The following is a 17,272-nucleotide window of genomic DNA, read 5'->3' as shown; positions in this document are numbered from 1 at the left end:
CAGGCTCAACGGCCGTCCTCTGCTGGGTTTCGGTCACGGGAACGCCCGGACGCCGCGCGCCCCCGCACGACACGTTTCACCGAACGCCGCTCCGGCAGGTCCAGCGGCGTGATGTCGATCGGCGGACGCGGCGGCGGCGCGGTGAACTCGTCGTCGGAGACGGACGACCCCACGGGGAACCGCAGCAGCGGGTCGTCGTCCCGCACCATCACGGACGTCTCGATGGGCTCCGGGTCGTCCGGCCCGAGCAGCATGTGCCGCCCGGCCAGCGCCGCCCCCTTCACCACGGACGTCTCCGGCGCGGCTTCGAACACCACCCGTCCGGGCAGCAGGGACGAGATGAGCGGAATCCGCGCGCTGCCGCCGACCAGCACCGTCGCTTCCAGGGCGACCCCGCGCACCACCCGTTCGAACACCGACACGGCCTGCTCGACCGAGGGCCGGATCAGCTCCTCGAACCGGGCCCGCGTGAGCGGCACCTCCACGGACCCGCTCGGCAGGTGCACGGGGATCACGGTCTCGAACGTGCCGGACAGCACCCGCTTCGCGGCCTCGCAGTCCCGCCGCAGCCGCGCGTAGAGCCCGCGCGTGCGCGGGTCCTCGGCGTCCAGTTCGCCGAACGCCCGCCCCACGGTGGCCCGCACGTGCTCGAACACCAGGTCGTCGAAGTCCCCGCCGGCCGCCTGGTCGACCCCGTCGGCCCACGACACGACCTCGTACGGCCGCACGACCGCCGCGCTGAAGGCGTGGCTGCCGAGGCTGAACACGCCGACCGGCCCTCGCCCGAACGAGTGGTTCGCGGCGGCGGCCAGGGGTTCGGCCAGCAGGGTGACGTGCTCCACACCGACCGCGATCAAGGCCTGGTGCAGCAGGCTCTTCGCGTGCGGCCCCCAACCGGGTGGGTGAGCGAGCACGATGCGCGAGGCGGGCTCACCTTCCCGTTCGGCGACCTGCCCCGCCACCCACATCACCATGAGCGCGGTCAGCTCCTCGGCGCCGCACAGCTCCGAGCCGAGGGCGATCGGCACCGCGTCACCGACCCGCCGGGCGAAGCCGACGGCCGTCCAGCGCGGGTCGCCCGGCTCACCCACGGCGAACGCCCCGTCCGCCGTGAGCTGCAACAACGACGCGACACCGCCGCCCGGCCCGCCAAGGCCGACGAGTTCCGGCTCGGCCCGCCCGGCGCCGCCGAGCCGGCACACGGCCGCGGCGGTGCGGGTGGTGCCCACGTCGACCCCGAGGACGTACGGCAACTCGGAGCCTCCTCCACTCACCTGGTCGCACCAACGGATCACCGTTGGTACACGGGGCTACCGACTGGTCACAACCCGATCCCCTAATCCCCTAGGGAGTGAACGAGAACCACCCCATCGTGGTTGCGGCATCTACTGGGAGTAATCCCCGATGGCGGCGGGGCCCCCGGTCAATACCTTGATCGCCATGGCCGGACCACCCCCTGCCGGTCCTGGCCTCCCCGCGACCTATTCGACCAGGAGACATCCATCATGGGCACCAGCCCCAACACGTTGCACGACTTCGTCCTCGACCTGCTGAGCAACCCCGCCGCGCTGGCCGACTTCCAGGCCGACGCCGAGGGGACCTTGGCCGCCGCGGGCCTGAGCGACATCAGCGCTCTGGACGTGCAGGAGGTCCTTCCGCTGGTCCTCGACTACGTGCCCGCCGGGAGCCTGCCCGCTCTCGACGGCGCGCTGATCAACGACCTGCCGCTGGACGCGACGGACGCCCTCGGCGCCATCGGCCAGCTACAGGCCGTGGCCCAGCAGCTATCCCTCTCGGGCGTGTCCGGCACGTCCGACGTGAACTTGGCGGCGGCGGGCGCGCTGAGCGCCGACGCCAACGGCCTGGAAGTCTTCGGCGGTTTCTCCGGCTGGGGTCTGACCGACGCCGTCGGGTCCGTCGACGGGTCCGTGTCGGGTGACTTCTCCGCGGTGGGTGACGTGACGGACACCCTGGACGCCACGTTGGCCACCGCCACCGGCCCGGTCGACGACCTGGCCGGCACGGCGACCGGCTCCCTGGACGGCGCCTCCGCGGGCGGGGTCACCGGCGCGCTGCCGGGCACGGACGGCCTGACCAGCCCCGTGTTCGGCGCGGTCGACACGCTGACCGGCGTGGTCGACGGCGTGACCGGTGGCCTCGCCGGCAACCTGGTGGGCGACCTGCCCGGCAACGTGACGGGCACGCTCGACCCGTCGCACCTGGGCAAGACGCTGAACGTGGACGGCCTGACCGCGCTGCCCGAGCGCGACCTGACCCCGGAGACCGTGGTCGACACGATCGAGGACACCACCGGCCGGCTCTCCAACGGCACGGGCGTGAGCAACGTCACCGACCACGTCGGGGCGATCGACCTGCCGCTGCTCGGCCTCGGCCTCAACGACCTGCCGGTTGTCGGCGGCGAGGACATCAGCGACACCCTGTTCTAAAGTGCTGCTCGACCCGCGGGGGCCGGTTCTGTCCAGTGGACAGGGCCGGCCCTCTCTTTCACCTCACTGGGTGAACACGGCACACTCTTCCGGGTGATGTCCGCACCCTGGCTCGACGTGCTCGACGACACGATCCGGTCCTGCGCCGCCCACAACCGGCCGGACCTGGCCGAACGACTCCGCGAGAAGCGCGCCCGGCAGCTCGACCCGAAGCTGCGGGTGCTCGTCCTGGGCGAGCCCAGACAGGGCAAGAGCCAGCTTGTCAACGCCATGGTCAACGCGCCGGTGTGCGCGGTCGGGGACGACGTCACCACCACCGTCCCGACCTTCGTGCAGCACGCCGAGACGCCCAATGCGGCCCTGGTCCGCACCATCGCGAACACCCCCACCGAACGCATCCCGGTGCCGCTCGACCAGCTCGCCAGCCAGGTCGGCGCGGCCCACACCGGGGAGCTGGTCCGGGCCGAGATCGGCATCCCGCGCGCCCTGCTCACCTCGGGCCTGGTGCTGATCGACACGCCGGGCGTCGGCGACCTGCGGCCCGCCTACACCGCCAGCACGTTCGCCGCGCTGCTCCAGGCGGACGCCGTGCTGATGGTGTCCGACGCCACCGCCGAGCTGACCGCGTCCGAGCTGGAGCTGCTCAAGCAGGTCATGACGTCCTGCCCGAACGTCATCGTGGTGCTCACCAAGATCGACATCGCCGCGCAGTGGCGGCGCGTGGTCGAGCGCAACCGCACGCACCTCGCGCGGGCGGGCGTGACCGCCAAGCTGATCCCGGTCTCGGCCGCGCTGCGGCTGCGGGCCGCGAAGACCGGCGACACGGCCCTCAACGCCGAGTCCGGCTTCCCCGAGCTGCTGGCCTGCGTGCAGCAGGACATCGTGGCCGCCGCCGACGTGCTGGCCCGCCGCACGGTCGCGGTGACCGCCGCGTCGGCGATCAAGCAGCTCGTCACGCCGGTCCGCGAGGAGCTGAGCAGCCACGGCTCGCAGGGCGCGCACGCCACCATCGCCACGCTGAACGAGGCGCAGCGCCGCGTCGACGAGCTGCGCCGCCGGTCCGCGCGCTGGCAGACCGTGCTGGCCGACGAGATGGCCGACCTGGTCTCCGACATCGAGTACGACCTGCGCGACCGGACCCGCCGGATCCTGCGCGAGGTGGACAAGACGTTCGAGACGGCCGACCCGGCGCTGGGCTGGGAGGCGTTCGAGGAGTGGCTGGAGGACAACCTCACCGAGGCCGCCGCCACCAACTTCGCCTGGCTGCTGGACCGCTCGGCGTGGGTCGCGGAGAAGGTCGCCCGGAGCTTCCCGGTGCACCGCGACGACCTGCTGCCGGAGTCGGTCTTCCCGGCCGACGTGCTGGAGCGGGTGTCCAAGATGGACAAACCGGTGATCGAGAAGTTCAGCGTCAGCCAGAAGCTGTTCACCGGCCTGCGCGGCTCCTACGGCGGCGTGCTGATGTTCGGCCTGGTCACCAGCCTGGCCGGGATGCCGCTGATCAACGTGATCTCGCTGGGCGCGGGCGCGCTGTTCGGCGGCAAGTCCATCATGGACGAGAGCGACCAGCGGCTCAAGCGCCGCCAGGCCGCCGCCCGGGTCGCCGCGCAGCGGCACGTGGACGACTTCTTCCTCAAGTTCAGCAAGGACTTCCGGGACGCGGCGCGGCACATCCAGCGCAGCCTGCGCGGCCACTTCAGCACGCTCGCCGACGAACTCCAGGAGACCCTGCTGGAGTCCGCGCGCAGCGCCCGCCGCGCCGTGCAGGACGACAACACCGAGCGCGAGCGCCGCGCGCGGGAGGCGAAGCGGGAACTCGACCGGCTCGTCCAGCTCTACCAACGGGTCCAGGCACTCGGGCAGACGCCGCCGCTGGGGATCAGCGCGTGACGCTCGCCGACGAGGTCTGGGTGCTGCTGGAGGAGGCGCTGGGGGTCTACCGGGACAGCCCGCGCGCGGTGGCGTGGCTGCGCGGCCACCAGGCGCGGTTCGCCGAGCCGGTCCGGGTGGCGGTCGCGGGCGCGCCGCGCACCGGGAAGTCGACGCTGGCCAGCGCGCTGATCGGCGAGGAGTTCGTGCCCACCGGCACGTTCACCTGGTACCGGGACGGCACGAAGCCCCGGGCCGCGATCGGGCCGCACGAGGTGCCGATCGCGCGGCGCGACGGCCGGGCGTTCATCGACGCCGCCGATGCCGAGCGGGTGACCGTCGAGTGGCCGTCGCGGTCGCTGCGCGACCTGACGCTGATCGACACGCCGGCGGACGCCCCGGTCGAGCAGGTCTACGGCGAGGCGGACGCCGTGCTGTACCTGACCCGGCACATGCACAGCACGGACCTGCGCTACCTCCGGACCGCGCACGACCACCCGGTGGCCCGCGCCGCGCCGGTCAACACCGTGCTGGTGCTCGCGCGGGCGGACGAGATCGGCGGCGGCCGGATCGACGCGCTGTCCTCGGCCAAGCAGATCGCCCGCCGCTACCGGCGGGAGGCGCAGGTGAAACCGCTGAGCCAGAACGTGGTCGCGGTCGCCGGCCTGCTCGCGGTGGCGGCCCGGACGCTGCGGGCGGACGAGTTCACCGCGCTGGCGTCGCTCGCGTCGCTGGCCCGCACCGAGCTGGACGACCACCTGCTGTCCGCGGACCGGTTCGTCGGCGACGACTTCCCGATCCGGCTGGACCCGCTGGTGCGCCGGGGTCTGGTGGAGCGGTTCGGGATCTTCGGCGTGCGGCTGACCACGACGCTGATCCGCCAGGGCTTCGACACCCAGGTCAAGCTGACCGGGCAGCTCGTGCAGCGCAGCGGTCTGGGCGAGCTGCGCGAGTCGATCGGCCTGTACTTCACCGAGCGGCACGACGTGCTCAAGGCCCGCTCGGCGCTGCTCGGCCTGGATGTCGTGCTGCGCAACGAGCCCCGCCCCGGCTCGATCGGGCTGGCGGTCGGCGTGGAGCGGATCCTGGCCTCCGCGCACGACTTCCACGAGCTGCGGCTGCTCGCGGCGTTGCAGGGCGGGCGCACCAGGCTGCCCGGCGAACTCGACGCGGAGGCGTCCCGACTGGTCGGCGGGCTGGGCACGAACCTGTTGGCACGCCTGGGGATGGAGTACGAACCGACCGGCGACGAGCTGCGGCACGTCGTGCTGGACACCCTCGGCAAGTGGCGCGAGCAGGCCGCGAGCCCCGCGCTGGACCACGGCCAGCGGCGGGCGGCGTCCGTGGTCGTGCGCAGTTGCGAGGGGATGCTGGCCGGGCTCAGCTAAGCGCTTCGGCGACCGTGCGGACGGCCGCCGAGGGCGTCCGGCGCGGGTCCGTGACCATGAACAGCGTGCTGTCCGGCAGTTCCCGCACGCGGTGCAGCGCGCCCGCGTCGAGCTGCTCGGCGACCGCGACCCGCGGCAGCACCGACCACCCCAGACCGGCGACCACGCACGACCGGACGGCCTCGATGCTGCCGAACCGGGTGATGTTGGGCGTGGCGGCCAGCTCGCGGACGAACCGGTCGGTGTAGGAGCAGCCCTCCTCCAGCAGGAAGTACCGCTCGTCCACCGGCATGCCGGGCGCGGCGACCAGCTCGATCGGCTCCACGCCGATGACGTCGACCCGCAGACCGGGCGCCACCACCGCCTCCTCCAGCACCAGGCCCAGGTCCAGGCCGCCGCCACGCACACCGGCCAGCGCGTCCCGCGTCCCGACCGACGACAGGTGCACGGTGATGCCCGGCCAGCGCATCGCCACGTCGGCGATCCGCTGCGGCAGCCGGTACGCGCACACCGACTCCGGCGCGCCGATCCGGACGTCCCCTTCGACGGCCGTGCTGCCCCGCACGGCGTCCCGGAGGCGCTGCTCGGCGGCCAGCACCTCGCGCGCGTGCACGACCGCCCGGCGGCCCGCCTCGGTGAGCCGCGCACCGCTGGGCAGGCGGTCGAACAGGCGGGTGCCGAGGTGCCGTTCCAGGGTTTTGACCTGGCTGGTCACCGTGGACTGCACGAGGTGCAGCTCGGCCGCCGCGGCGGTGAAGCTGCCCGTCCGCGCGAGCACCAGGAGCGTGCGCAGGAGGCGGGTGTCCATGCCATCGAACATACCGATCGGATCGATCGTGGAGAATCGTTGGATTCGATGAGCGGCCTGATGGAGGCTGGTGCCCATGACCGACGTGCTGCGCTACACGGCCTTCTCCACCGACCCGGAGGGCGGCAACCCGGCCGGGGTCGTCCTCGACGCCACCGGCCTGAGCGACCGCGACATGCTCGGCATCGCCGCCGAGGTGGGCTACTCCGAGACCGCGTTCGTGTTCCCGCACAGCGAGCCGGACTCGTTCCACGTCCGCTACTACAGCCCGCAGGTCGAGGTCCCGTTCTGCGGGCACGCCACGGTGGCCACGGCCGTCGCCATGGAGCGCACCGGCACGCTGGCCTTCCACACCCCGGCGGGCGAGGTGGTGGTCGAGACGGACGGCGCGACCGCCACGCTGACCAGCGTGCCGACATCAGCCATGCCGGTGAGCGCGGAAGACCTCGACACCGCTCTCCAGGCGCTCGGCTGGGAACACGACGAACTGGACCCGCGCTACCCCGCGCACTGGGCGTTCGGCGGCGCGCGGCACCTCGTGCTGGCGGCGAGGACGCGGGAGCGGCTGGCCGACCTCCGCTACGACTTCCACGGACTGGCCGACCTGCTGCGGCTCAACGGCGCCGTGACGGCGCACCTCGTCTACGAACGCGAGGCGGACGTGTTCGACGCGCGCGACCCCTTCCCGGTCGGCGGCGTCGTGGAGGACCCGGCCACCGGCGCGGCGGCGGCGGCGTTCGGCGGCTACCTGCGGACGATCGGCAAGGTCCGGCGGCCACGCACGCTGACCATCCACCAGGGCGACGACATGGGCCGTCCCAGCGTCCTGAGCGTCGCCGTGCGGCACAACCGGGACCGGGTGAGGGTCACCGGTGCGGCGGTGCGGATCTAGACCCTGTCGAGCACCACCACGGGGATCTCGCGGTCGGTCTTGCGCTGGTAACCCGCGTAGTCCGGCCACACCTCGTTCATCAACTTCCACAGTTCGGCCCGCTCGTCACCGGAGGCCGTCCGGGCCTTGGCGGTGAACTCCTCCGCACCCACCCTCACCTGCACGGTGTCGTTGGCGACGAGGTTCTTGTACCAGGCCGGATGCGACGGAGCACCGCCGTGGGAAGCGACCACCACGTACGCGTCGCCGTAAGGCTGGTAGATCAACGCGGTGCGGCGCGGCTGCCCCGACTTACGGCCGATCGTCGTAAGCAGGAGCGTGTAGACGCCGGAGCGCCACTCGTGCCCCTTCGCGCCATCGGATTCGATGTAGTTGCGGATGTGCTTGTTCACCCAGCCGACTGGGCTGTCAACTACAGACATGTCCTGGACGTTACCGAGAACGCGGCGAGGCCGCCGGTCGCTACTCCGCAGTCACGACCGGCGGCCCGCAACGGGGTGGGGACGTCCGCCTCGCACCCCCTTGGCCAGTCACCGGCTCCCCGGCGTGCCCCGGAGCCTCCGCCCGCGTAAACGGTGCTCGGGTCGCTCGACCGCGCCGGCGTTGCGGCGCGGGTTGGGACGGGACGGCCAAAGCCGTGTGGTGTCCACACTCAGTAGATCTGGCTGGCGCTGCGCATGTCTTCCTCTCCACTTCACGGGGACTTCGCCAACTATGGCGTCCGCGAGGGCTGGCGGCCCATTCAAAAGGGGGATAGAAGAGCGTTATGCCCGAGCTTGAACTCCGCCACCTCCGCGCGGTGTGCGCGATCTCCGAAGAGGGAAGCCTCACCAAGGCAGCGATCAGGCTCGGCCTGACGCAGCCCGCGATGAGCGCCCAGCTACGGACGGTCGAACGCATCGTGGGCGGACAGCTCTTCGATCGCACACCGGGCGGAAGTGTCCCCACTGACCTGGGCAAACAGGTCGTGGGCACGGCCCGGCTGGTGCTGGACGAAGTGGAACAACTGGTCAGTCTGGCCAAGGAGAGGACACGCGACGGAACACCCGGACCGCTCATCGTCGGCGGTGTGCCCACCCTGTTCTTCGGCCACTTCGTGGAGGAGCTGCGCCGGCACATCCCCTGTTCGGAAGTCCGCACCGAGATCATGCCCGGCGGCTCCGACCTGCTGGAACTGCTGGTCAACGGCCAGGTCCACCTGGGCGTCCTGGACCGGTTCGAGGGCATGGAGCGGCGTGAGCTGCGTGGCCTGGAGATCCGCAGGCTGATCAGCGAGCCGCAGTTCGTGGCCCTGCCGGACTGGGATCCGCTGGGCGAGCAGGAGGAGGTGGAGCTGGGCCGGCTCGCGGACCGGGACTGGGTGTCCCCGCCGGACGAGCTGGTCGGCAACCGCCTGCAGATCTTCACCGTCTGCGCCGAGGCGGGCTTCACACCGCGCCTGACGCACCACGTCAACGAGGCTTCCACGGCCCGCAGCCTGGTCGCCAACGGCGCGGTCTCGTTCGCCCTGCCGCAGTCCCGCAGCGGTGACGGCATCATCATCCGCCCGCTGCGCGGGGCTCCGCTGATGGTCGACCTGATGCTGGCCACCCGCCGCGAGGGACCGGCGGCGGGCCGGGCGCACGACGTGTTCGCGTGCGCGGCGCGGGCCTACCGGGCGGTGCTGCCCCGCAACCCGGGCTATGCCAAGTGGTGGGCGGAAAACCCGCACCTCCATCCGGAAATCGACGCCGCGTTGATCCTGGCGGGCGACTGAAACCCGACAACTTCCGGAATGGGAACTCCGGGGTCCGCTTTTCCGGGACTCCGGAGTTTTCTTTTTCAGGGCCTGTGATCCCGCCGCCTGGCGACTACCCGTTCACCCCGCTGGGTACCCAGGACGCCTATGACTCACGACGCGCCGGGAGTGACGTGTGACAGCTCACGTCCACCCCTCCGATCTGGATCGGTCCAACCGGAGCGAAAGCCGGCCCGACGAGGTCATGGAAGTCCTAGAGATCCGACGTCTACCGTCGCCGGAAACCCAACTGGGCATGAATTCCGTGTGAGCTTTGCCAGAATGGGGTCATGACGCAGCCGTTCACCGACGATACCCACCCGGCCGAGCCCTACCCGGGCGCTCGGCCGGGACACTGCTTCGTGCACCTCGACGGCGCGGGCTGGCCGGTCACCCCGGACCCCGCGGCCGACTCCGGGTGGCGGGTCGCGCCGGACGGCCAGGACCTCGACGACTGGCTCGCCGACCACGGCGAGCCGCCGCTGACGGGCCGGATGCCCGTGCTCGCCTACGGGTCCAACGCCAACCCTGCCAAGGTCACCTGGCTGCGGGACGAGCTGGGCCTGACCGGACCCGCCGTCGTGCTGCGGGCCCGCTGCGAAGGACTCGCCGCCGTGTGGGCGGCCGGGCTGCGCGCCACCGACGGGCAGCGCCCGGCGACGCTGGCCGCCGCGCCCGGCGTCGAGGAAGAACACGCGGTGTGGTTCGCCACCGCCGAGCAGTTGCGCGTGCTGGACCGCTGCGAGGGTCGGGGGCTGCGGTACCGGCTGGTCCGCGTGCACACCGGCCGCGTGACCCTGTTCAACGGCGGCGTGGTCGATTCCGTGCTCGCGTACACCGGCGCGGGCAAGAGACGGATGCCCCTGCTGGCCGCCGGCAAACCCGTGCGCTGCGCCGACGTCGACCAGCGCGGGGCGCGGACGCTCGGCGGGCGTCCCGCCGACAGCGACGGCCTGGACGTGACGCCCGTGCAGGGCGACCCCTCCCCGGACGACTGGCCGGACCGCCTGTTCGTCTACGGCACCCTCCAGCCCGGAATGCGGGCGTGGCACCTCGTGTCGCCGTTCACGACGGGCGAGCCGGAGCCCGCGAACCTCCCCGGCACCCTGCACGACACCGGCCGGGGCTACCCGGCGCTGCGCCCCGGCGACGGTCCCGGCGTGCCGGGCCACGTCCTGCGGCTGAAGGCGCCGGAGGACGCCCTGCCCGTCCTGGACGAGTACGAGGGCGACGAGTACCGGCGGGTCCGGGTGGCCCTGCCGGACGGGCAGGTGTGCTGGACGTACCTGTGGACGGCCGGGGCGCACGACCTGCCGGTGCTCCCGGACGGCTGGGTCGAGAACCACCCGTAATGCGCCCGATGCGGTGAATTCTTGGCGAAGCGACCCAACCGTCCGCCGGCCGGGTACGTCCTCCTGGTAGGACCACATCCAGGAGGTGGACATGAGGCGACTCGTCCTGTGCGGCGCCCTGGCGCTGCTCACCGCGTGCGGAAGCCCGGACCAGGCCGCCAACCGGCAGACCCTGCCCACCGGCACACCGCCGCCGACCTCCACCGTCGCGCCGCTGCCGCCGACGCAGGCTTCCACAGCCTCCTCGACCAGGTGCACGGCGGCGTCCCTGACCGGCAAGGTCGAGCCGACCGAGGCCGGCGCGGGCAACCGCTACGGCAGGTTCGTGGTGACCAACACCGGCTCGTCCCCGTGCACGCTCAACGGCTACAGCGGCCTGCAACTGCTCGACGCGGCGGGCCGACCGGTGCCGACGAACCTCGTGCGCACCCAGGACCCCGGCCCGTCCCCCGTCACCCTGGCCCCCGACGCCTCGGCCGCGGCGAACCTGCGCTGGACCGTCGTGCCGAGCGGTGACGAGCCGGTGGACCGGCCGTGCGAGCCGGACGCCGTGACCGCCGCCGCCATCCCGCCGGACGAGACCCAGCCGATGAGCCTGGCGTGGGGCGTGGGCCCGGTGTGCGGCGGTGGGAAGATCGAGATCAGCGCGTTCTACGCTGCCTAGGTGATCGAGTCGAACGTCCCCGGCCACGCCGGGGAACTCGCGGTGCGGACCTGGCCGAACCTGGACGCCACCTGGCTGGCCGTGCTGGTGCACGGGTACGGCGAGCACAGCGGGCGGTACGGGCACGTGGCCGAGCGCCTGGTGGAGGCGGGGGCGCTGGTGGTGGCCCCGGACCACGTCGGACACGGCGGTTCCGCGGGCGAACGCGCGCTGATCACGTCGTTCGACGGCGTGGTGGAAGACGTCGGCGCGGCGATCAGCTCGGCGGCGTCATCACTGCCGACCGTCCTCATCGGACACTCGATGGGCGGCCTGGTCGCGACCCGTTACGCGCAACTGCACCCGATCTCGGCGCTCGTGCTCTCCGCTCCGGTCCTCGGCACGTGGCAGGGCTTGGACATGCTGTCGGCGGCCGAGATCCCGGACGAGCCCATCGACCCGGACGTGCTGTCCCGCGACCCGGAGGTCGGCAAGCAGTACGCCGCCGACCCCCTGGTCTGGCACGGGCCGTTCAAGCGGGCGACCCTGGGGGCGTTGGAACAGGCGTTGGACGAGGTGAACTACGGTCCGACGCTGGAGGACCTGCCGACCCTGTGGCTGCACGGCGACGCGGACCGGCTGGTGCCGTTGGCGGACACCCGGACCGGCACCGACCGGATCCGCGGCCTGCTGTTCGAGGAACGCGTGTACCGCGACGCCCGGCACGAGGTCTTCAACGAGACCAACCGCGACGAGGTCCTGTCCGACGTGGTGGCGTTCGTGCGCCGGGTGCTCGACCTGGGCTGAGCCCGCGCCGATAGGGTCCGGGCCCATGGATTCCAGGCACGCCCGGGTGATTCACGAGTTCGCCCGGTGGGAGGAACGCGGTGACCACCCGTCGGCCGGCTCCGAGGACGCCGCGCTGCTGTTGGACCTGCTCCACCGCCACTTCGGCCACACCGACCCCGCCGAGCTGCGCCCCGGCGACCTCGCCGAAGTGCTGCTGGAGGTGTTCCCGCAAGACCTTCGCGCGGTGCTGATCGACGACTCGGCGACGGTGGTCCCCACCGTCCGGGCGCTGCTCGCGTTCCTCGCCGAGACCGGCCGGCTCAGCGACGAACAGGCCGCGGGGTTCACCCGCGAGGTGGACGAGATCGAGTCGGAGTTCCTCGACACGATGCGCGCCACGGCGGACTGGCCCCCGGTTCGCGTCATGGTCGACCGGATGATCGCCGACGGCGTGGACCTGGCCGACCCGGACGGCGTGCAGGAGTGGCTAGACGCGCGAGGTGGGGCGGACGACCGCGGTCCGCTGGAACGGCTCCCACCGGTGCGCCTGCCGGACACCGCGAACCTCGCGGCGGCGGCGCGCGGCAGCGAACTGCTCGCCGCGGCGCGGGAACTCGGGCTGTGGGTCGGCGAGCGGCGGCCGGTCACCGAGTCGGACGAGTTGACGGCCGAGGACGCGGCCGAGGCAGGCCGGCTGACGGGTGCCACCGGATCGGACTTGGCGCTGCTGTGGGTGGTCGCCGAAGCCGCGGAGTTCATCGACTTCGACGATTACGACGCCACGGCGCGGACCGGGTCTCTCGCCGCCGACTGGCCGCCCGGGGACGACGCCGCGGCGCTGCGCCAGTGGCAACGCGGCCTGGCGCAACTGCTCGCCGACCCGTTGGGGCTCGGCTCGGCCGAAGACCTCCCGTTCGCGTTCACGACCACCGGGATGACGGCGATGGTCGCCCTGTTGTCAGGCCGGTCGGACGGCATTCCGCGGTCCCTGCTCGCCCAACTCCTCGCCGCCGAGGAACTGGGCGAGCACCCCACCAGGCAGGCGCGGGAGGACTGGGCGGCGTGGACCGCCGCGCACGGCGATCCGGCCGCGGTGACCCTGGACCGGCTGGCCCGCCACGGAGCGGTGGAACTCGTCGGCGACCACGCCCGACTGACCCCGCTCGGCACGTGGGCGATGCGGGAAGAACTCCGGCACGAGGGCATCGACATCCCGCTCCTGCCGCCGGTCGAGCAGATGAGCGCGCACGAACTGGTCGACGCCGCCGAAAGCCTCACCGACGACGAGCTGACGGCGGAGCGTGTCGCGTGGCTGGCGTGCCGGGACGCCGGCGCCGCCGCCGCGGACCTGCTCCAGGTCGCCGCCGAAGGCACCGCGGCGCAACGGGTGTTCGCGGTGTCCGTCGTCAACGAGGTCGACGCGGAGGCGCACTGGCGGCAGGTGGCCGAGACGCTGTCCCTGCGGCCGTACGCCAAGGCGGCGCTGGGTGAGGACCCCGATGACTTCGACGCCGCCTGGCTGGTCACCGATCAGCTCGCGGCGTCCTGGAGCCCGGTCGACCCCACACCGGTCGTGGACTGCTTCAACGACGTGGTGCCGGCGGACCTCCAGTTGAGCCTGCTGAACGAGCTGTGGCGGCTCCCCCACCCCGAGTTGATCCAAGCGCTGGAGGCCATCGGCACGGCGCACCCGGTGAAGGAAGTCGCCAAGGCCGCGCGCAAAGCGGCGTTCAAGGCGGCGAACAGCGCGCGATCCTGACGTCCGCCTCTCGCGCGGCCCGTCAGCGCGTCGCAGGGCGCTCTTCACGATTTCATCCGATTGTGGCATGCGCGCACCCTTTGTTGTGCGCGCACAACATGAGACGCTGGGCATTGGAGCCGCTGCCGTGACAGCAACACAACTCGAAGTCCAACAGTTCACCCGATCGGAGACCTCATGCCGAGGAAGGCCGCCGGGGCGCACGAGCGCGCCCTCGGCGCCGAGTTGCGGGGCATCAGGGAGGCGGCCAGGCCGAAGCTCACCGTGACCGCCGCCGCCGAGCGGCTCGGCTGGAGCAAGTCGATGCTCTCCAACCTGGAGAACGGCAAGCGCAAGATCTCCACCGAGGAGGTCGCGGCCCTGCTGGGGATCTACGAGGTCACCGGTGACCGCCGCGACCACCTGCTCGAACGCGCCAGGGGCGGCCACGGGCCCGGCCTCTGGGAACGGGCCCTGCCCGGCGTGCCCCCGGAGGTCAACACCCTGGCGGGCTACGAGAACGAGGCGGTCCGGATGCTGAGCTGGGAGCCGCTGCTCGTGCCCGGCCTGCTCCAGACGATGGACTACAGCCGGGCGTTCATGACGGTCGACGGCATCGACCCGCGGGACGTCGAACCCCGGCTCATGGCCCGCCTGCGGCGGCAGCAGGTGCTGCGCGGCGACGTCGAGTACGTGGCGCTGATCGGCGAAGCCGCGCTCCGCACGGCGGTCGACGGCCGGAAGGTCATGGCGGACCAGTGGCGGCACGTCCTGCGGACCGCCGAACTGCCCAACGTCCACGTCGGCGTCGTGCCGTCCGCCGCCATGCACCCCGGCATGCTGGGGCCGTTCCTGCTGATGGAGTTCCCCGCGGCCAAGCCGATCGCGCACGTGGAACTCCAGCGCTCCGCCGTCTTCCTGGAGCGCGGTGACGCGACGCCCTACGTGACGACCGCGGCGAGGGTGGAAGCCGTCGCCCTCGGCGCGACGGAATCCCTCCGGCTCATCACGGCCCGAGCCGGCGAGTTGGAGGGCGGGCCATGAGGTGGCGCAAGCCGAGCAGGTCCGGCTCGACGTCGAACTGCGCAGAGCCGGCCGCGACAACGCGCACCCACGCGGTGCGGGATTCCAAGAACACCGCCGGGGGCGCGTTGTCGTTCCACGACCCGGCCTTCGCCACGTTCCTCGCCGGGATCAGCGCAGGCCGGTTCGACTGCCGAGCAGGCCGGTTCGACGGCTGAGCAGGCCGGTTCGACGGCTGAGCAGGCGCGGAGCGCCGGTCACCACGTCTGGTCGGTGGGCCGCACCATGATCTCGTTCACCGCCACGTGCTCGGGCTGCCCCACGGCGTACAGCACGGCGTCGGCGATGTCCTCTGCCTTGAGCTGCCGCAAGCCCGCGATCCGCTGGTCGATGCTCGCCCGCGCCGCGGCGTCGGTGATGTGCTCGCGCAGCTCGGTCTCCACCACCCCCGGCTCGACCACGACCACCCGGACCCCGCGCGCGGTCACCTCCTGCCGCAACGACTCGCTGAACGCGTTGAGCCCGAACTTGGTCGCGTTGTACACCCCGGTCCCCGGCCGCACCACCCGCGCGGCGGTGGACGACACCTGCACCACGGACCCGCGCCGGTCGAGCAGGTGGGGCAGCGCGGCGTGCGTCAGGAACATGACGCCGAGCAGATTTGTCGACACCATCCGCGTCCAGTCGGTGGTGTCCGCACCCTCGATGTTGCCGAGCAGCATCACCCCGGCGTTGTTGACCAGGACGTCCAACCCGCCGAACGTCCCGACGGTCCGCTCCACCGCACGCCGGCAGGCCGCCTCGTCCGTCACGTCCAGCTCCACGGCCAACGCCTTGACCCCCTCGGCCGCCAACCGCTCCTCCACCGCGGCCAACCGCTCCACCCGCCGCGCGGCCACGACAACGACCGCCCCGGCCCTCCCCAACGCGACCGCCGTGGCCTCCCCGATGCCCGACGACGCTCCGGTGACCAGCGCGACCTTGCCCTCCAGCTTGTTCGTCATGGGGGTCAGCCAACACGCTGGAGCGCACTCCAGGTCAAGCCGGGGGAGACCGGACGACCGCGTTCATGGACAATCTGCCCGCGATGGTGGGAGAAGAGCTGGAGCTGCTGATCACCGTGGTGGTCGGGGCGGACGACGAGCGGCAGGCGAGGGCGGCCTGTGGCGGGTTGCTGCGTCGGGTCGGCGGGCGGGTCGTGGAGGCCGGCGACTGCTCCGACGAGGAGCCCGGCTGCTGGTCCGTCACGGTCAGCCTGACCAGCGGCGAGCGGGCCACGCAGAACGTCGCCGGGGCGCTGGCCAGGGCCGTTCGGATGTTCGTGCGGTCGCTGGGTGACGAGTTCCCGATGCCCCGCGTCGCCTGCGAGCCGCCCACCGCGTGGACCGTGCTGGAGGACCAGCCGCTGCTGGACGGGCTCGTGCCGGGCGCGGAACGGCTCCTCGTCGAAGCGTGGGCGGGTGGTGATCCGCAGCGGCAGGAGGCCCGGCCGGAGCCGGCCGCCGAGGTTCGGCCCGAGCCCGAGGCGGGTACCCGGCTGCTGTTGCGGGTCGACGTGGCGACCGACCGGTCGGCCGGGGCCGAGTGGCAGGCGCGGGCGGTAGCCAGTCGGGTCGCGCGGAGTGGCAAGATCACCCGAGTGGCTCCACAGGGGGATCTACTGAGCGTCAACATCGATCTCGGATCGAGTGTCAATTCGCCCACGGTCGCGCTACTCGACGCCGTGTCGTCGCTGGGCCGATCGGGGTGGACGCCCGTGGAGTGGTCCGGCGAGTCGGCGGTAACGCGCTGGTCAGCCGCACCCGCCCCGGAGGCCGGCATCACCGCGTTGGAACTCACCGCGACACCGGCCTCGGCATTCGTGTGGACGGTGCCCGACTGAGATCGACATCGATGATCCGATCGAGTGGTTTTCATTACCACCCGGTCAGCCGATCTTGCTTGTGAAACGTGCGTCTTTCGGTACTACTTTCAACTATAGGAACTCCAGCGTTATAGGAGGGGTCGGGATCCGACATGGCCAGCATCGAAGAGGTCCGCGCCGCGATCGCCCAGGCCGTCGACAAGGCAGGCCAGAGCGCACAGGCCCTGCAACAAGCCGCTGACCTGGCCGAAGACGCCCAGGCGCTGCTCAGCACCGCGACCCAGGGCAGCGTCCAGGCCGATGTGGAGCAGGCGAACGCGCAATTCGCGGAAGTGGCGAGCGGGGTCACCGACCTGCAGAAGTTCCTCAGCGCCGGCATTTCGCAGGCCGAAAGCATCAACAACCGGCTGTGACCACGAAGGGTGCGACGTGACCTCCGTCGGCGAGATCAGGCTCGCGCTGGAACAGAGCTGCGAGCTGCTCCGCGATGCCTATCGGAGCGTCCGCGAGGCGCAGGCCGCGCTGGAGGACGCGGTCGGCCTCCTCACCGAGGCGAGCGCCAACCACCACGAGTCCCTGGTCCCCGCCGCGTTCGTCAAGGCCGGTGAACGGTTCGCCGACGAGCTCGACCTGATCGTCGGCAGCCTGGACCTGGTCCAGCGGCTGGCCGTGGAGCTGTGAC

18 protein-coding genes are annotated in these 17,272 nt (G+C 72.1%); 14 read left to right on the top strand and 4 right to left on the bottom strand.

From position 1 onward, the window contains the following. Positions 1 to 5: 5 nt before the first annotated feature. Positions 6 to 1,253, bottom strand: a complete 1,248-nt coding sequence (locus ACQPZF_RS03105) for an Hsp70 family protein (protein WP_433268007.1) — start codon at positions 1,251 to 1,253, stop codon at positions 6 to 8. 252 nt (positions 1,254 to 1,505) lie between these two features. On the opposite strand from ACQPZF_RS03105, the gene ACQPZF_RS03100 reads away from it, so the two are divergent. From ACQPZF_RS03100 to ACQPZF_RS03090, 3 genes are all read left to right on the top strand, one after another. After that, on the top strand, positions 1,506 to 2,447 hold the full coding sequence (locus tag ACQPZF_RS03100) for an IniB N-terminal domain-containing protein (RefSeq protein ID WP_433268006.1): 942 nt from the start codon (positions 1,506 to 1,508) through the stop codon (positions 2,445 to 2,447). A gap of 96 nt (positions 2,448 to 2,543) precedes the next feature. Beyond that, positions 2,544 to 4,337, top strand: coding sequence for a dynamin family protein (locus tag ACQPZF_RS03095; protein ID WP_433268004.1), 1,794 nt, complete (start codon positions 2,544 to 2,546; stop codon positions 4,335 to 4,337). Then, complete coding sequence (locus tag ACQPZF_RS03090) at positions 4,334 to 5,704, top strand: GTPase domain-containing protein (protein WP_433268002.1); 1,371 nt, start codon at positions 4,334 to 4,336, stop codon at positions 5,702 to 5,704. Before ACQPZF_RS03095 ends, ACQPZF_RS03090 begins: the two co-directional genes overlap by 4 nt. On the opposite strand, the gene ACQPZF_RS03085 is transcribed toward ACQPZF_RS03090, so the two are convergent. Next, positions 5,697 to 6,512, bottom strand: coding sequence for a LysR family transcriptional regulator (locus ACQPZF_RS03085; protein WP_433268000.1), 816 nt, complete (start codon positions 6,510 to 6,512; stop codon positions 5,697 to 5,699). The two genes, ACQPZF_RS03090 and ACQPZF_RS03085, sit on opposite strands and share 8 nt — an antisense overlap. A gap of 76 nt (positions 6,513 to 6,588) precedes the next feature. Between ACQPZF_RS03085 and ACQPZF_RS03080 the strand changes: the two genes are divergently transcribed. Beyond that, on the top strand, positions 6,589 to 7,404 hold the full coding sequence (locus ACQPZF_RS03080; protein WP_433267998.1) for a PhzF family phenazine biosynthesis protein: 816 nt from the start codon (positions 6,589 to 6,591) through the stop codon (positions 7,402 to 7,404). Here the strand turns inward: ACQPZF_RS03080 and ACQPZF_RS03075 are convergent. Then, positions 7,401 to 7,826: a nitroreductase family deazaflavin-dependent oxidoreductase gene (locus tag ACQPZF_RS03075; protein ID WP_433267996.1), complete on the bottom strand. Its 426-nt coding sequence runs from the start codon at positions 7,824 to 7,826 to the stop codon at positions 7,401 to 7,403. The genes ACQPZF_RS03080 and ACQPZF_RS03075 overlap by 4 nt on opposite strands. 344 nt (positions 7,827 to 8,170) lie before the next feature. Here ACQPZF_RS03075 and ACQPZF_RS03070 point away from each other — a divergent pair, with 344 nt between their 5' ends. The 7 genes from ACQPZF_RS03070 (at position 8,171) to ACQPZF_RS03040 (ending at position 14,944) form a co-directional block, all read left to right on the top strand. Beyond that, positions 8,171 to 9,160 (top strand): LysR family transcriptional regulator, encoded by a 990-nt coding sequence (locus ACQPZF_RS03070; protein ID WP_433267994.1) that lies wholly within the window; start codon positions 8,171 to 8,173, stop codon positions 9,158 to 9,160. 311 nt (positions 9,161 to 9,471) lie between these two features. Beyond that, a complete protein-coding gene (locus ACQPZF_RS03065; protein WP_433267992.1) occupies positions 9,472 to 10,533 on the top strand; it encodes a gamma-glutamylcyclotransferase in 1,062 nt (353 codons plus the stop codon). Positions 10,534 to 10,624: 91 nt separating this feature from the next. Then, positions 10,625 to 11,197 carry a DUF4232 domain-containing protein gene (locus ACQPZF_RS03060; RefSeq protein ID WP_433267990.1) on the top strand — a complete coding sequence of 191 codons (573 nt, stop codon included), beginning with the start codon at positions 10,625 to 10,627 and terminating at the stop codon, positions 11,195 to 11,197. After that, a complete protein-coding gene (locus tag ACQPZF_RS03055; RefSeq protein ID WP_433267989.1) occupies positions 11,198 to 11,983 on the top strand; it encodes an alpha/beta fold hydrolase in 786 nt (261 codons plus the stop codon). Between the two features lie 25 nt (positions 11,984 to 12,008). Continuing rightward, on the top strand, positions 12,009 to 13,724 hold the full coding sequence (locus ACQPZF_RS03050) for a hypothetical protein (protein ID WP_433267987.1): 1,716 nt from the start codon (positions 12,009 to 12,011) through the stop codon (positions 13,722 to 13,724). Positions 13,725 to 13,901: 177 nt separating this feature from the next. After that, positions 13,902 to 14,747, top strand: coding sequence for a helix-turn-helix domain-containing protein (locus tag ACQPZF_RS03045; RefSeq protein ID WP_433267985.1), 846 nt, complete (start codon positions 13,902 to 13,904; stop codon positions 14,745 to 14,747). Beyond that, the gene (locus ACQPZF_RS03040; protein ID WP_433267983.1) at positions 14,744 to 14,944 is read left to right on the top strand and encodes a DUF397 domain-containing protein; all 201 of its coding nucleotides are present in this window, start codon (positions 14,744 to 14,746) and stop codon (positions 14,942 to 14,944) included. The genes ACQPZF_RS03045 and ACQPZF_RS03040 overlap by 4 nt, the downstream gene beginning before the upstream one ends. 39 nt (positions 14,945 to 14,983) lie before the next feature. Here ACQPZF_RS03040 and ACQPZF_RS03035 read toward each other — a convergent pair whose 3' ends face one another. Next, entirely contained in the window at positions 14,984 to 15,730 is a 747-nt protein-coding gene (locus ACQPZF_RS03035; RefSeq protein ID WP_433267981.1) for an SDR family NAD(P)-dependent oxidoreductase, read from the bottom strand. A gap of 65 nt (positions 15,731 to 15,795) precedes the next feature. Here ACQPZF_RS03035 and ACQPZF_RS03030 point away from each other — a divergent pair, with 65 nt between their 5' ends. From ACQPZF_RS03030 to ACQPZF_RS03020, 3 genes are all read left to right on the top strand, one after another. After that, entirely contained in the window at positions 15,796 to 16,608 is an 813-nt protein-coding gene (locus ACQPZF_RS03030; RefSeq protein WP_433267979.1) for a hypothetical protein, read from the top strand. Between the two features lie 134 nt (positions 16,609 to 16,742). Then, the gene (locus ACQPZF_RS03025; protein WP_433267977.1) at positions 16,743 to 17,003 is read left to right on the top strand and encodes a hypothetical protein; all 261 of its coding nucleotides are present in this window, start codon (positions 16,743 to 16,745) and stop codon (positions 17,001 to 17,003) included. Positions 17,004 to 17,019: 16 nt separating this feature from the next. Then, on the top strand, positions 17,020 to 17,271 hold the full coding sequence (locus ACQPZF_RS03020) for a hypothetical protein (protein ID WP_433267975.1): 252 nt from the start codon (positions 17,020 to 17,022) through the stop codon (positions 17,269 to 17,271). Position 17,272 lies beyond the last annotated feature (1 nt).

Origin of the sequence: Actinosynnema sp. CS-041913 (assembly GCF_050942485.1) — a bacterium.
Lineage (GTDB): Bacteria > Actinomycetota > Actinomycetes > Mycobacteriales > Pseudonocardiaceae > Actinosynnema.
The sequence above is the reverse complement of the archived record's forward strand: the minus strand, read 5'-3'. Positions and strand labels throughout refer to the sequence as shown.